This is a genomic window from Streptomyces sp. NPDC032161 (assembly GCF_040636995.1).
Lineage (GTDB): Bacteria > Actinomycetota > Actinomycetes > Streptomycetales > Streptomycetaceae > Streptomyces.
Genome location: NZ_JBEZVN010000039.1, coordinates 1 through 13,313, shown reverse-complemented (window position 1 = coordinate 13,313; position 13,313 = coordinate 1). Strand labels below are relative to the sequence as shown.

Here is a 13,313-nt window from a genome sequence, read left to right as displayed (position 1 = left end):
TCAGGCCTCGTCCTTCGGGACTACGTAGTCCGGACACTGCGGATGCCCGCACTCACACGGCGGCCATCGGAGCGCCGCGCCTGGAACGAGATCCGCGCCGTTCGCGCCCGTCTCGTCCTTCGGAACGATGAGCACGCCGTCCCTGCCGAATGCGCCCGTCAGCCGGGAAAGATACCGCCGCGCCTTACTACTGTCCGTCATTTCGCTTCGCCTCACAGTCTCACTCCCTCGCGAAAGTCGACCAACAGAGCGCGACAGCGACGAAGTGGCCTTCATCGCGGACCGCGTGGTGTCCGGTCGCGCGCACAATCGTGGGGACCAGACGCAGACCGTGCTCCTTGTCGCAGCACCGCCCGTTGTCGCCGCAGCTCACGGATTGCCTGTCGGTGCTCCGGTGTACGCCCGCGCGCGACTCGTAAAGGAAGACGGACGGCCAACACACTCGCTGACCAGCTATTACCGTCCTGAGCACGTGGAGGGAACGCGGATCGTCGACCCATCCCCCGGCCCGGCCGGTCCCGGCGGTGGATTTCGCGTGCTGTACGACGCGGGCTACGAGATCGACCACATGAAGGAGGAACTGTTCGCACGCGCCTCGACGCCCGAGGAGGTGAAACTCCTTATGCTGCCCAACGGTGAACCGGTCGTCGAGTTGCGCAGGACCACCTGTACGGCCAACGGCACCGTCGTCGAATTCGCCATAGGTGTGCACGCCGCTTCACGATTTACCTGGTCGTACGAATTCAAGGTCCCGGACTCCGCACGCAGTGAGGGCGATAGGCAGTGATTTCCAACCAGGAGTGGTCGGACGCCCGCCGGTTGTGGGACCACCACCTGCTGCACCACGAGCCGCGCCCCTGCTCGGTGGCGATCGGGCTCGGGAGTCACGACCTCGGCGTGGCCGACGCGGCTGTCGGGCTCTACCGGCGCGGCATGACTCCGCTCATCGTCTTCACCGGCGCGACGAGCCGGACGACACGTGACCGTATGCCGCGCGGCGAGGCCGTGCACTACCGGGAGCGGGCACTCGAACTCGGCGTCCCCGACAGTGCGGTGCTCGTGGAGCCGCGTGCCCGCAATACCGGCGAGAACATCCGCTTCTCGCGGGAACTGCTCGAAACGACAAGCGTCCGCGTCTCATCCGTGCTGCTGGTCAGCAAGCCGTACGAGGAACGCCGCGCCCATGCCACCGCCCGCAAGCTGTGGCCCGGCGTCGTGTTCGTGAGCGCGTCGAGCCCGATGACGTTCGAGGAGTACGTGACCTCCATCCAGGACGAGCGCCTGGTGATCGACATGCTCGTCGGCGCCTTGCAACGCCTGATGATCTACCCGGCACGCGGCTTCATGGCCGCCGACCCCGTCCCCGACGACGTGGTGGCGGCGTACGAGCGGCTGTGCCGGGCCGGGTTCACGAGCCGGCTCGTGGCGGACGGTGCGAAGGGCCCGCCGGGCCCGGAGACCGGCTGACACCGGCTGATCCGGTCAGCCCGGCAGGCCCGGCCACTCCTCGCGGAGCATCCCGAACAACACGGTGTCGTACCGCCTGCCCGCCACCAGCACGGTTTCCCTGCGGCGGCCCTCCTCGCGGAAGCCCGCCCGGGTGAAGGCGCGGACGGCCCGCTCGTTGCCGCTCCAGGTGTCGAGTTCGATGCGGTGCAGCCCGTACGCCCCGAACAGGTGCCCCACCAGCAGGCGCAACGCGTCCGAGCCGTGGCCGCGGCCCCAGCGGTCCCGCTCGCCGATGGTGATGCCGACCGTGGCACACCCGGCGAACGGGTCCAGGTCCCGGTAGTCCGCCATGCCGATCACCGTGCCGTCGGCCAGGTCCTCCACGGTGAATACGGCCGACTCCCTCGGGCTCAGCCGCAGCATGGCCTCGAAGGCCAGCCCGACGGCCTCCGCCGTCACCGGGCCGAAGCACGGGTCGCCGGCCGTGGCCCAGTGCACCACCTCCGGATCGTTGCGCCACCGGACGTGGTGCTCCGCGTCCTCCGCGCGCAGCGCGCGAAGCCTGACCAATTCACCCTCGAACATACGGCGATCCTATGTCGATGGGCCCTGATGGTGATCTCGATGCGGTCACATCATCAATGCGCGGGCGCGCGCACCATGGCGCGAGGCAGGATGACGCGGTCGGCAGAACGGGGACGGGTCGGCGAGGGACGGTTCATGACACTGCTGGTGCACACCTTCGTCTACGACGAGGACGGAACGTCGCGACTGCTCGACGCCCCGGAGGACGGCAGCGACATGGCCGGGTTCGAGAGCACTCGGACCGGCCTGTGGGGCTCCGGGTACACCCGGGCGCTCGGGGCCCGGATCTTCCCCGGGCTGGCCGACGGCGTTCTCCGCGTGGAGCCGGAGGACATCGGTGAATTCCTCGCGGAATGCGCGTTGTTGGGGCGGCACACGGCGACGCTCGCCGCACGCGGCGGCTACTGGGAGGACTACGTGGCGGTCCGGCTCGCCAACATCACCGCCGCCGCCCGGCGGGCGCGGTCCGTGGGCGGCGGCGTACTGATCTGGTGAGCCGGGCCCCGGCCCCGATGCCGGCGGTCGACGACCGCTCACTGATCACATCGATTCGCCTTCGGGCGACGACTTCCTCCCCTGCTCGACCGCGGAACGGATCCTGGCGGTCGGGACTCCCCGGGGCCCGCGGGGCGGGTCCCGGGGAGTCCCGGGGCGCGGGCGTGCACCTCGCTCCGCGCCCCGGGGGACCACCTCGCTCCGCCGCCCGGGGTTCCTCCGCCACCCGCAGGAGTCCCCCAGGACCCCTACGCCGCCCCGGGGGACTCCGCCGCCCAAGGCACCTCCGGCGCCCGGTAGTAGTCGATGCCGAGCGCCGAGAACCGCGGCCCCTGCGCGCCGAGCCGCGCCTTGTACGCGTCCCAGTCGTGCGCGGACGCGGGCGACCAGCCCAGCTCCGCGATCCCGGGCAGCCGGGGGAACGCCATCTGCTCGATCTCCGCGCTGTTCGTCAGCGTCTCCGACCAGAGCGGTGCCTCGACTCCGAGGACCGAACCGGGCCGGGCCCCGTCCAGGTAGGCCGCCGGATCCCAGTCGTAGGAGCGCCGGACGGAGACGTAACCGGCCCAGGACAGGCCCAGCCGGGTGTCCTTGTCGTACTTCATGTCCAGGTAGCCGCGGTCCGCCGGGGAAAGCACCAGCTTCGTGCCCCTCGCGGTGGCGTCCGCCACCTGCTTCCGTTCGTCCGCGCCCGTCCGGTCGTAGCCCCAGTACTGGGCGACCGCGCCCTCGACCGGAGTGGCGCCGGTCAGCTGGTGCCAGCCGATCACGGTCTTGCCGTACCGGTAGACGACGGCCTGCGCCTTGTTCATGAAGGCCACGTAGTCGTCATGGGCGGTGGAGTGCGCCTCGTCGCCGCCGATGTGGAGGTACGTGCCGGGGGTGAGCGCGGCCAGCTCGCGGATCACGTCGTCCACGAAGTCGTACGTGACGGCCTTCGGGACGCAGAGCGAGCTGAAGCCGACGTTCGTACCGGTGTAGAGCGGGGGCGCGACGCCGTCGCAGTTCAGTTCCGCGTACGAGGCGAGCGCCGCGTTGGTGTGGCCGGGCAGGTCGATCTCCGGGACGACCTCCAGATAGCGGGAGGCCGCGTACCGGACGATCTCCCGGTAGTCCGCCTTCGTGTAGTAGCCGCCCGGGCCGCCACCGACCTCCGTCTTCCCGCCGTACGCGGCGAGCCTCGGCCAGGAGTCGATGGCGATGCGCCACCCCTGGTCGTCGGAGAGGTGCAGATGGAGCTTGTTGAGCTTGTACAGGGCGAGCTGGTCGATGTAGCGCTTCACCTCGGCGACGGAGAAGAAGTGCCGCGAGACGTCCAGCATGGCCCCTCGGTACGCGTAGCGCGGGGCGTCCCTCACCGTGCCGCCCGCGACCGTCCACGGGCCCTCCTGACGGCTGTTCCGCTCCACCCGGGCCGGGAGCAGCTGGCGCAGGGTCTGGACGCCGTGGAAGAGCCCGGCGGGCTCGCGCGCGGTGATGGTGACGGAACCGGAGTTCGACCTCAGCGTGTACCCCTCGGCGCCGGACGCGTTGTCGTGGGGGTCGAGCCTGAGCCGGATGCCGTCGCCGCCCCGGCCGGTGACCGGCAGGGCGTAGCCGGTCGACGGGCGCAGCAGGCCCGCGAGTTGGTCGGCGATCCGCCGGGCCTCCCGGGATGCGCTCTCGACGCGGATCCTGGTGCCGGCGGCGATGGCGTACGGGGAGCCGCCCGGCTTCGCCTCGACGGGAGCGGGGACCACCTGCCCGAGCGGACGCGGCGCGGGAGCGGCGGCGGCCGGGCCGCTGCCCGCCGCGGCACCGGCCGCCATGACGAGCAGCAGCGAGCCGAGGAGGCGGGGAAGAGCGACGGGGCGGGGAAGAGCGACGGGGCGGGGAAGAGCGACGGGGCGGGAAAGGCCGAGGAGGCGGGGAAGGGTGATGCGCCGGGCCCTGCGCGGTGTCCGTACCGATCGCGGTGGCGGTACGGAGGAGCTCTGTCGTGTCCTGTGCAGTCTCACAAGCCGGGTCCCTTCGACGGGTTCACACCTGTGGATGTCCTGACCGAACCATCACCATGCGTATCGCCCGTCCCACGCACAGTCAATGCGCGGATCGTCTCCCCTTGAGCGCGCCTGAGAGAATCCGTCCCATGGCGGAGATAACCCAGCACGACGGGACATGGACCTTCGACGGCGAGACGGTACGGATCGTGCCCGGCCAGGGAAGGGGGGTGCACCCCGTCCGGCGGGAACTGGGCGAGCTCGCCGTCCCGCTGCGGGCAGTGGCGGGTATCTCCTTCGAACCCCACCGCAAGGGCGGCCGGCTGCGGCTGCGGCTGCGCGACGGGGCCTGCCCGGTCCTGCGCGCCGCGGACGGCCGGCTCAAGGACGCCGCGGATCCGTATCAGCTGGCCGTGGAGAAGGACCGCGGCGGCGTGGCGGACTACTTCGTCGAGGAGGTACGCAACGCCCTGCTGCTCGAACAGGTGCCGTCCGGGCCCACCGACGGCTTCCTGCTGCCGGGCCCCTCGGTGCCGGTCGCCGGGGGCGGCGGGGACGGCACGGCCTCGTTCGACGGGGAGACCGTCCGGCTCACCTGGAACTGGAAGGCCGAGGAGGTGAAGAGTTCCGGCGGTCCGGTCGCCTTCCCGGTGTCGGAGGTGACCGGGGTCCACTGGATGCCGTCCATCGGTCTGGCGAACGGGCATCTGCGCTTCGTCCGGGGCGTGGCCGGACTGAGTTCCGCGCCGGCCCCGGCGGCCGAGTACGACCCGTACGCGCTGGACCTGTGGGGGCTGTCCAAGAAGGAGTACACGGCGGTGCTGGTCGCGGCGGCGGTCCTGGTCAGACTCCCGAACGCGATGACCACCGACACCGCCGGACCGGGTACAGCCGCGATTCCGGGCGCGGCGGCGATTCCGGGCGCGGCGGCAGCGGCGTCCGGCACGGCGATCGGGGCGACGGCGACGGGGGCCGTCGGGGCGGGTCCGGACGGGGGCGGTGCGGCCGAGTGGGCGCGGCTCTCGAAGGCCCCCGCGACTCCCCCGGCCACCGCCACGGCCATGCCCCCCGGCCCGACCGCGGCGGCCCCGGCCCCGGCCCCCGCCCCGGACGCACCACCGGCCGCCGACGATCACGACGTGCTGTTGCGACGACTCCGGGAGCTCGGCGAGCTGCATCGGAGCGGGGTGCTCACCGAGGACGAGTTCACCGCGGCCAAGCAGGCCGTACTGAAACGCCTCTGACCGCTCCCCCGTCGGTTCCGGGCCCGTTCGAGAGCGTAATCACACTCACCTCTGCCCGATATCGGGCAGGATTGTTGCGTCAGCTCCCCTTCCACCGCAATATCAACGAGTGCTCGAACGCCGCCCGTCGCATGACGACCTCATCGACCACCTGGTGCGCAGCACCGCGCTCCAGCGCGGTGAGGCCGCCCGGGTGGTACTCGACGTGCTGGCGTACTTCGACGAGACGACCGACGACTTCGTGCGCCGCCGTCACCGGGAACTGCAGTCCGGTGGCCTGGTGAACGCGGAGATCTTCGAGCGGATCGCGGCCGAGCTGCCGCACCGCGCGGTCGCGCCACCGGAGCTCTCGCTCCGCCAACTGCGCCGCATCGTCTACGGCTGAGCCGAAGCGGCCGAAGGACCGGCACGACCGCGAGAGCCGGCCCGGCCGTGAGGACGGCACGACCGCGAGGGCCGGGCGTCGGGCACGACAAGTACATCGATGGAGGGGCAGAGACTCTATGTGCGGAATCGTCGGATATATCGGGAAGCGCGATGTGGCCCCGCTGCTGCTGGAAGGGCTGCAGCGACTGGAGTACCGGGGGTACGACTCCGCGGGCATCGTCATCACCGGCAAGGCGTCGGCCGGGAAGCCCGCCGCCCTGAAGATGGTGAAGGCGAAGGGCCGGGTCCGTGAACTGGAGGCCCGTGTCCCCAAGCGCTTCAGCGGCACCACCGGCATAGCCCACACCCGCTGGGCCACCCACGGCGCCCCGAGCGACGAGAACGCGCACCCGCACCTGGACGCCGAGAACAAGGTCGCCGTCGTACACAACGGCATCATCGACAACGCCTCCGAGCTCCGTGCGAAGCTCGTCGCCGACGGTGTCGAGTTCCTCTCCGAGACCGACACCGAGGTGCTGGTCCACCTGATCGCCCGCGCCCAGGCGGACAGCCTGGAGGAGAAGGTCCGCGAGGCGCTGCGCTCGGTCGAGGGCACGTACGGCATCGCCGTGCTGCACGCCGACTTCAACGACCGGATCGTGGTCGCACGCAACGGCTCCCCGGTCGTCCTCGGCATCGGCGAGAAGGAGATGTTCGTCGCCTCCGACGTCGCCGCACTCGTCGCCCACACCCGCCAGGTCGTCACCCTCGACGACGGCGAGATGGCCACCCTGAAGGCCGACGACTTCCGTACGTACACGACGGAGGGCTCGTCGACGACGGCCACGCCCACCACCGTGGAGTGGGAGGCCGAGTCGTACGACATGGGCGGCCACGACACGTACATGCACAAGGAGATCTCCGAGCAGGCCGACGCCGTCGACCGGGTGCTGCGCGGCCGGATCGACGACCGGTTCGCCACCGTGCACCTGGGCGGTCTCAACCTGGACGCCCGCGAGGCGCGCGGGGTGCGCCGGATCAAGATCCTGGGCTGCGGCACCTCGTACCACGCGGGTCAGATCGGCGCGCAGCTGATCGAGGAGCTGGCCCGGATCCCCTCGGACGCCGAGCCTGCCTCCGAGTTCCGCTACCGCAACCCGGTCGTCGACCCGGACACCCTGTACATCGCGGTCTCCCAGTCCGGTGAGACGTACGACGTGCTGGCCGCCGTCCAGGAGCTCAAGCGCAAGGGCGCCCGGGTGCTCGGCGTCGTCAACGTGGTGGGCTCCGCCATCGCCCGCGAGGCCGACGGCGGCACGTACGTGCACGCCGGGCCCGAGGTCTGCGTCGTGTCCACCAAGTGCTTCACCAACACGGTCGTCGCGTTCGCGTTGCTCGCCCTGCACCTGGGCCGGATCCGGGACCTGTCGGTCGCCGACGGCAAGCGGATCATCGAGGGGCTGCGCAGGCTGCCCGCCCAGATCAGCGAGATCCTGGCGAACGAGGACGAGATCAAGCGGCTGGCGGCCGAATACGCGGACGCCAAGTCGATGATGTTCATCGGCCGGGTGCGCGGCTACCCGGTGGCCCGCGAGGCGTCCCTGAAGCTCAAGGAGGTCTCGTACATCCACGCGGAGGCCTACCCCGCCTCCGAGCTGAAGCACGGCCCGCTGGCGCTGATCGAGCCCGCCATGCCGACGGTCGCGATCGTGCCGGACGACGACCTGCTGGAGAAGAACCGCGCCGCGATGGAGGAGATCAAGGCCCGCAGCGGCCGCATCCTCGCCGTCGCCCACCAGCCGCAGGACAAGGCCGACCACACCATCGTCGTGCCGAAGAACGAGAACGAGCTGGACCCGATCCTGATGGGCATCCCGCTCCAGCTCTTCGCGTACCACACGGCGCTGGCCATGGGCCGGGACATCGACAAGCCGCGCAACCTGGCGAAGTCCGTCACCGTCGAGTAGACCCGCCGCGGTCGTGGTGGTCCCGTCCTCCCCGCGCCCGCCGCACACCCGGCCGAACGGCCCCGCACCCGCTGTCATGGTGGGTGCGGGGCCGTTCCCGTACCGGCCCCTGTCGGCCCCTCGGGCACGTTCGCGAGTGACCGATACCGAACGCCCGCGGAGCCGGCAACGGCACGGCGCACCCGGGGCCGACGGCACCAACGGCTCGCGCCCGGGCGGCCGTCGCCCTCGGCGGACGCCCGCCGCAAGCGCCCGCCCTGCAACCCGTTGAGCGTTATGCACCTTTCGCGTACCGGTACTTCACCACCACCAGCCGGCGGATCGCCGGTTTCCGACAGGCGACTTGACGCCACGTCGGGCGAGTGGATCACACCTCACGACCGGGTCGGCCCCCTACAACGGGGGTGGCGGCCAGGACGACCGCGGCGACGTACTACGGAACGACGGACCGGTCCGGGACGCCGGCACGGGCAATACGGGCGAAGGCGCCGGAAGGAGCGGAGGCAGCGGAGGCAGCGGAGGCAGCGGAGGCAGCGGAGGCAGCGAGAACGGCGGAACAACGGGAGCGGCACCGACGGAGGCGACGGATCGCGATCCACGACGGGCCGAGACGCACCGGCAGGACCGAGGTGCACCGGGCCGGGGCCCTCGGGGGCAGCCACCGCCCGGACACCGCGCGAATGAATGAGGCCGTCCACCGGCCGAGGCGCCCTACGGCCTCGCCCCTCTCCCGCTCAGGGGATGACGACGACCGGGCGCTGGGCGCGCCGCGCGAGGCGTCCCGCCACCGAGCCGAAGATGCGGCCGACGACGCCGTGCGTGGAACCGACGACGATGGCGTCGGCCGAGTACTCCCGGCCGACCTCCTCCAGCTCGTGGCAGATGTCCCCGCCACGCTCGACGAGCACCCAGGGAACCTCGGAGAGGTAGTCCGCGCAGGCGAGCTCCAGGCCGAGCACCTCGGTGCGGTGGTCGGGCACGTCGACGAAGACGGGCGGCTCGCAGCCCGCCCAGACGGTGGTCGGCAGCCGGTTGGCGACGTGGACGATGATCAGGCCGGAACCCGATCGGCGGGCCATGCCGATGGCGTACGCGAGCGCACGTTCGCTGGAGGTCGAGCCGTCGAAGCCGACGACGACCCCGTGTTGGAAGGCAGGGTCGCAGGAATGACGTGATTCTTCGGCCGCCTGCGGGCCCGACATGGGGTCGGCCACCTGCTTGCGGTCGGCGGGTTCGGGGATTTCGTGACCGGCCATCGGTGTCTCGGCGAAGAGAGTCCTCGTGAGGAGAGCGACGTGGGAAAGAGTGTCAGCGGGCGGTGTAGCGGTGTCCGGGAATCATCTTCCCAACCCCTTACCCTCAAAGGGTACGGCGCCATTCCTCCACTGCCCAGACCCGCGCAAAGCGCGCGCGACGTTTCACGGAGCATGCCCGAGGCGGACTCGTATGGCAATGCCGGTTGCGCCGTACACCGACGGGAGCGACTCCGGTACGCCCCCGGACGGTTCCCCTCCGTGACTTCGCGGCGGCTCCGCAGCCCTGTCCGTCGCACCGCCACCCGCCCCCGCGCGACCCCGCCCCGCCCCGGAATCCCGGCCTCCGCACGGAGTGGATCACCGCCCCGCGAGGGGCCGGCGCGACGGCGGCCCGCCTCGCCGACACCCGCCCTCCCCATCCGCCTCCACCGCCCCACCCCGGCGCCCGCCACCCGGCGACGGACCGATACCGGCCCGCAGGCCGGAATCCGTTCGCCCGTCGACACCACCCCGACATACGGGACGATCGGTCGCCCGACCTGCCCAGGGGGGCGCAAAGAAGCAGCCGGGCAACGGGGTTGTGCGCCGGTTTACTGACTGAATCACGTATGCACAACCATCTATTTTCAGCCAACTTCTCACCCCCATAGGTTCCTTGCCGAAATGGCCGATCAACCCCCTTGCCACCAGGAAGGAAGAGACCGCGCGGTACGATTCTGCCCGCCGAAGACGGGACGGGGACGGGCCATCAAGGCCAGGCGCCCTTCCATGGAGGGCTGCCGAGTGAAACGCTTCGTGATCGAATGCTTCCCGCCAAGTTGCCTTGTCGACATAACGCCGGTTGGTGAACTTGTCACGACTGCAGCACGGGACGCAGTAGATTCGATCTTGGGTATCGAGGACCGGGGACTCGTGCAGGACCGAGGGGAAAAGTGCAGGAGCGACAGGCCCGCAAGGACCAGGAAGACGCGAACACCGAGGGGGGCTTAGCGTCATGAGCCAGGACTCCGCCACCGCAACGGAGGCTGTACGGAAGCTCAGCGGCCGACGACGACGAGAAGTCGTCGCCGTGCTGCTGTTCAGCGGCGGCCCCATCTTCGAGAGCTCGATCCCGCTCTCCGTGTTCGGAATCGACCGACAGGACGCGGGAGTCCCGCGTTACCGACTGCTCGTCTGCGGCGGGGAAGAGGGACCGCTGCGAACCACCGGGGGACTCGAACTCACCGCGCCCTACGGGCTGGAGGCGATCGGCAGGGCCGGCACCGTCGTGGTGCCCGCCTGGCGTTCGATCACCTCGCCGCCGCCCGCGGAGGCGCTGGACGCGCTGCGCCGCGCCCACGAGGAGGGGGCCCGCATCGTCGGGTTGTGCACCGGCGCGTTCGTGCTGGCCGCGGCCGGCCTGCTGGACGGCCGCCCGGCGACCACGCACTGGATGTACGCGCCGACGCTGGCCAAGCGCTATCCGTCGGTCCACGTCGATCCGCGTGAACTCTTCGTCGACGACGGCGATGTGCTCACGTCGGCCGGGACCGCCGCCGGGATCGATCTCTGCCTCCACATAGTCCGCACCGACCACGGCACGGAGGCCGCCGGGGCACTGGCCCGTCGGCTCGTCGTACCGCCGCGGCGCAGTGGCGGTCAGGAGCGCTACCTCGACAGGTCTTTACCTGAGGAGATCGGCTCCGACCCGCTCGCCGAGGTCGTGGCCTGGGCACTGGAGCACCTCCACGAGCAGTTCGACGTGGAGACGCTGGCCGCGCGCGCCTACATGAGCCGACGGACCTTCGACCGCAGGTTCCGCTCGCTCACCGGAAGCGCACCGCTCCAGTGGCTGATCACCCAGCGGGTGCTGCAGGCGCAGCGGCTGCTGGAGACGTCCGAGTACTCGGTCGACGAGGTCGCGGGCCGTTGCGGCTTCCGCTCGCCGGTCGCGCTGCGCGGGCACTTCCGGCGCCAGCTGGGCTCCTCCCCCGCCGCGTACCGGGCCGCCTACCGGGCCCGTCGTCCGCAGGGCGGAGGCGTCGAAGGGGTCGGCGACGTGCTGGAGACGATCGTGCCCGCCCAGGCGGGTGCGGTGGGCCGGCGCGGTGCGGCCATGACGCCGGGGCCTCATGTCGTGACGCCGTCGGCGGTCGCGGCGGGAGTGCCGGAGCTCGGGAAGCCGGGCCCCGACGCATACGTGACCGGACGCCCGGCCCTGCCAGGGCAGAGGAGCGCCCCGTAGGGTGGGGCCATGAACGACCGCATGGTGTGGATCGACTGCGAGATGACCGGGCTCTCGCTGGCGGACGACGCACTCATCGAGGTGGCCGCGCTGGTCACCGACTCGGAGCTGAACGTGCTCGGCGAAGGGGTGGACATCGTGATCCGCCCGCCGGACGCGGCCCTGGACGCGATGCCCGAGGTGGTGCGCCGGATGCACACCGCCTCGGGCCTCCTCGACGAGCTGGCCCGGGGCACCACCCTGGCCGACGCCGAGGCCCAGGTGCTGGCGTACGTCCGCGAGCACGTGAAGGAGCCCGGCAAGGCCCCGCTCTGCGGGAACTCGGTCTCCACCGACCGCGGGTTCCTGGCGCGGGACATGGCGGCGCTGGAGGGCTATCTCCACTACCGGATCGTCGACGTTTCCTCGATCAAGGAACTGGCGCGCCGCTGGTACCCGAAGGCGTACTTCAACAGTCCGGAGAAGAACGGCAACCACCGGGCGCTCGCGGACATCCGCGACTCCATCACGGAGCTGCGCTACTACCGCGAGGCGGTCTTCGTCCCGCAGCCCGGGCCGGACTCGGAGCACTCCAAGGCCATCGCGAAGCGCGTCGCGCCGCCCGCTCCGTAGGCCGGGCCCACGGAGCTCCGCCGTACCGCCCGGCCCGCGCGCAGCGTACGGGGCGGTACGGCGGTGCTTCGCGGACACGCCGCGGCCGGTGGCGAAGTCACTGGTCATGGGCCTTTCGGGGGTTCCGGGCGACGGCCGAACAACTGTGGCGCGAGCACCCTCCCGGACCCTGTACACTTTTTCTCGGCCGGTCGGAAACGACCGGACACGGTGGGTATAGCTCAGCTGGTAGAGCACCTGGTTGTGGTCCAGGATGTCGCGGGTTCGAGTCCCGTTACTCACCCTGAATGATCGGTCCCTGACCTGGGAAAACGGGTCAGGGACCGATCCCTTTCCTATTCACGGTCCAACCATGGCCCAACGTCCCCCTCAAATCGGGCCTACCGTCCTGCCATGGCGACCATCAGGAAGCGTGAATGGAAAGACGGCCCACGACCGGTACGCCGTCATCACCACCTGGCCTGAGCCCCACAGCACCCTCACCGCACAGACGGGTGACGCGTGGCCGCCCGCCGGGGACGGGCTTGCCCGGTTCCGGGGCGCCCGAGACCCCCGACGGTGGAAGTGGACCGGCCGACACCCGACGCCCAGTACGCGGCACTGTGACTCTACGGCCTCGTCACCGACTCCCCCGGCCCCGTCCGGCCCCTCCCCGGTCGGTCCCGTCAGCTCATCACGGACACCGCCCGAGACGCCCTCGACCACATCGAGCGCACGCTTCGCCTCGCCCGGCTCACCACCACCATCGGCATGCCGTGCGCCTGCGGCGCACGCATCCTTCCCGACGGCGACGGCACAACGCCACACCTCATCTGCTCAGCCTGCGGCCGGTACTTCGCCGGCCGGCACACCACCTGACGCACAGCAGGGCCGCCCAGCAGTCGCATTGCCGGACGGGCCCCGACCACGCAGGACGGGCCCCTCCACGGCCAAGCCGAACCTGCCCAGAAGGCCGCCCCACCCCACCGAAGCCCAGCGCGCGACCCGCCTTCCGCGTCGTCCGACGCGTCCGGCGCGGCGGCGGCCCCGACACCTGGCACTACTAGTAGTGCTTGGTCAGGTTGGTATTGGGGTGGGTATGTCGCGGTGGCAGGTGGGGCAGGCGCCGGTCCAGACCGCGAGCAGGGTCTGCAGTT

11 protein-coding genes and 1 tRNA gene are annotated in these 13,313 nt (G+C 71.0%); 9 read left to right on the top strand and 3 right to left on the bottom strand.

Annotation, left to right across the window (positions count from 1 at the left end; all coding sequences use genetic code 11):
* The first annotated feature begins 127 nt into the window (after nt 1-127).
* Together AB0E67_RS31990 and AB0E67_RS31985 are read left to right on the top strand one after the other, a co-directional pair.
* Nucleotides 128-787, top strand: coding sequence for a UTRA domain-containing protein (locus tag AB0E67_RS31990; RefSeq protein ID WP_362033377.1), 660 nt, complete (start codon nt 128-130; stop codon nt 785-787).
* The gene (locus tag AB0E67_RS31985; protein WP_362033374.1) at nt 784-1,467 is read left to right on the top strand and encodes a YdcF family protein; all 684 of its coding nucleotides are present in this window, start codon (nt 784-786) and stop codon (nt 1,465-1,467) included. Before AB0E67_RS31990 ends, AB0E67_RS31985 begins: the two co-directional genes overlap by 4 nt.
* Nucleotides 1,468-1,482: 15 nt before the next feature.
* On the opposite strand, the gene AB0E67_RS31980 is transcribed toward AB0E67_RS31985, so the two are convergent.
* Nucleotides 1,483-2,034 (bottom strand): GNAT family protein, encoded by a 552-nt coding sequence (locus tag AB0E67_RS31980; protein ID WP_362033371.1) that lies wholly within the window; start codon nt 2,032-2,034, stop codon nt 1,483-1,485.
* Nucleotides 2,035-2,169: 135 nt separating this feature from the next.
* On the opposite strand from AB0E67_RS31980, the gene AB0E67_RS31975 reads away from it, so the two are divergent.
* Complete coding sequence (locus AB0E67_RS31975; protein WP_362033368.1) at nt 2,170-2,529, top strand: hypothetical protein; 360 nt, start codon at nt 2,170-2,172, stop codon at nt 2,527-2,529.
* Nucleotides 2,530-2,777: 248 nt separating this feature from the next.
* On the opposite strand, the gene AB0E67_RS31970 is transcribed toward AB0E67_RS31975, so the two are convergent.
* The gene (locus AB0E67_RS31970; protein ID WP_362033365.1) at nt 2,778-4,337 is read right to left on the bottom strand and encodes a beta-N-acetylhexosaminidase; all 1,560 of its coding nucleotides are present in this window, start codon (nt 4,335-4,337) and stop codon (nt 2,778-2,780) included.
* Nucleotides 4,338-4,657: 320 nt separating this feature from the next.
* On the opposite strand from AB0E67_RS31970, the gene AB0E67_RS31965 reads away from it, so the two are divergent.
* The 3 genes from AB0E67_RS31965 to glmS all read left to right on the top strand — a co-directional run bounded on the left by AB0E67_RS31965 (nt 4,658) and on the right by glmS (nt 8,085).
* Nucleotides 4,658-5,752 (top strand): DUF4429 domain-containing protein, encoded by a 1,095-nt coding sequence (locus AB0E67_RS31965; RefSeq protein ID WP_362033362.1) that lies wholly within the window; start codon nt 4,658-4,660, stop codon nt 5,750-5,752.
* A 109-nt stretch (nt 5,753-5,861) separates the two neighbouring features.
* On the top strand, nt 5,862-6,137 hold the full coding sequence (locus AB0E67_RS31960) for a hypothetical protein (RefSeq protein WP_073783215.1): 276 nt from the start codon (nt 5,862-5,864) through the stop codon (nt 6,135-6,137).
* 118 nt (nt 6,138-6,255) lie between these two features.
* Complete coding sequence (gene glmS, locus AB0E67_RS31955) at nt 6,256-8,085, top strand: glutamine--fructose-6-phosphate transaminase (isomerizing) (protein WP_362033359.1); 1,830 nt, start codon at nt 6,256-6,258, stop codon at nt 8,083-8,085.
* 734 nt (nt 8,086-8,819) lie between these two features.
* Here glmS and AB0E67_RS31950 read toward each other — a convergent pair.
* Nucleotides 8,820-9,341 (bottom strand): universal stress protein, encoded by a 522-nt coding sequence (locus AB0E67_RS31950; RefSeq protein ID WP_362033356.1) that lies wholly within the window; start codon nt 9,339-9,341, stop codon nt 8,820-8,822.
* A 994-nt stretch (nt 9,342-10,335) separates the two neighbouring features.
* On the opposite strand from AB0E67_RS31950, the gene AB0E67_RS31945 reads away from it, so the two are divergent.
* The 3 genes from AB0E67_RS31945 to AB0E67_RS31935 all read left to right on the top strand — a co-directional run bounded on the left by AB0E67_RS31945 (nt 10,336) and on the right by AB0E67_RS31935 (nt 12,460).
* Nucleotides 10,336-11,565 (top strand): helix-turn-helix domain-containing protein, encoded by a 1,230-nt coding sequence (locus AB0E67_RS31945; protein ID WP_362033353.1) that lies wholly within the window; start codon nt 10,336-10,338, stop codon nt 11,563-11,565.
* 9 nt (nt 11,566-11,574) lie between these two features.
* Nucleotides 11,575-12,177, top strand: coding sequence for an oligoribonuclease (gene orn, locus AB0E67_RS31940; protein ID WP_073783223.1), 603 nt, complete (start codon nt 11,575-11,577; stop codon nt 12,175-12,177).
* A gap of 210 nt (nt 12,178-12,387) precedes the next feature.
* A tRNA-His gene (locus AB0E67_RS31935) sits at nt 12,388-12,460 on the top strand.
* The last annotated feature ends 853 nt before the right edge of the window (nt 12,461-13,313 follow it).

Excerpts from the sequence above, each read along its gene's own strand:
- glmS (WP_362033359.1), top strand. The coding sequence starts at position 6,256 with ATGTGCGGAATCGTCGGATATATCGGGAAGCGCGATGTGGCCCCGCTG.
- AB0E67_RS31970 (WP_362033365.1), bottom strand. The coding sequence starts at position 4,337 with ATGGCGGCCGGTGCCGCGGCGGGCAGCGGCCCGGCCGCCGCCGCTCCC.
- AB0E67_RS31990 (WP_362033377.1), top strand. The coding sequence starts at position 128 with ATGAGCACGCCGTCCCTGCCGAATGCGCCCGTCAGCCGGGAAAGATAC.
- AB0E67_RS31945 (WP_362033353.1), top strand. The coding sequence starts at position 10,336 with ATGAGCCAGGACTCCGCCACCGCAACGGAGGCTGTACGGAAGCTCAGC.
- AB0E67_RS31950 (WP_362033356.1), bottom strand. The coding sequence starts at position 9,341 with ATGGCCGGTCACGAAATCCCCGAACCCGCCGACCGCAAGCAGGTGGCC.
- AB0E67_RS31975 (WP_362033368.1), top strand. The coding sequence starts at position 2,170 with ATGACACTGCTGGTGCACACCTTCGTCTACGACGAGGACGGAACGTCG.
- AB0E67_RS31965 (WP_362033362.1), top strand. The coding sequence starts at position 4,658 with ATGGCGGAGATAACCCAGCACGACGGGACATGGACCTTCGACGGCGAG.
- orn (WP_073783223.1), top strand. The coding sequence starts at position 11,575 with ATGAACGACCGCATGGTGTGGATCGACTGCGAGATGACCGGGCTCTCG.
- AB0E67_RS31980 (WP_362033371.1), bottom strand. The coding sequence starts at position 2,034 with ATGTTCGAGGGTGAATTGGTCAGGCTTCGCGCGCTGCGCGCGGAGGAC.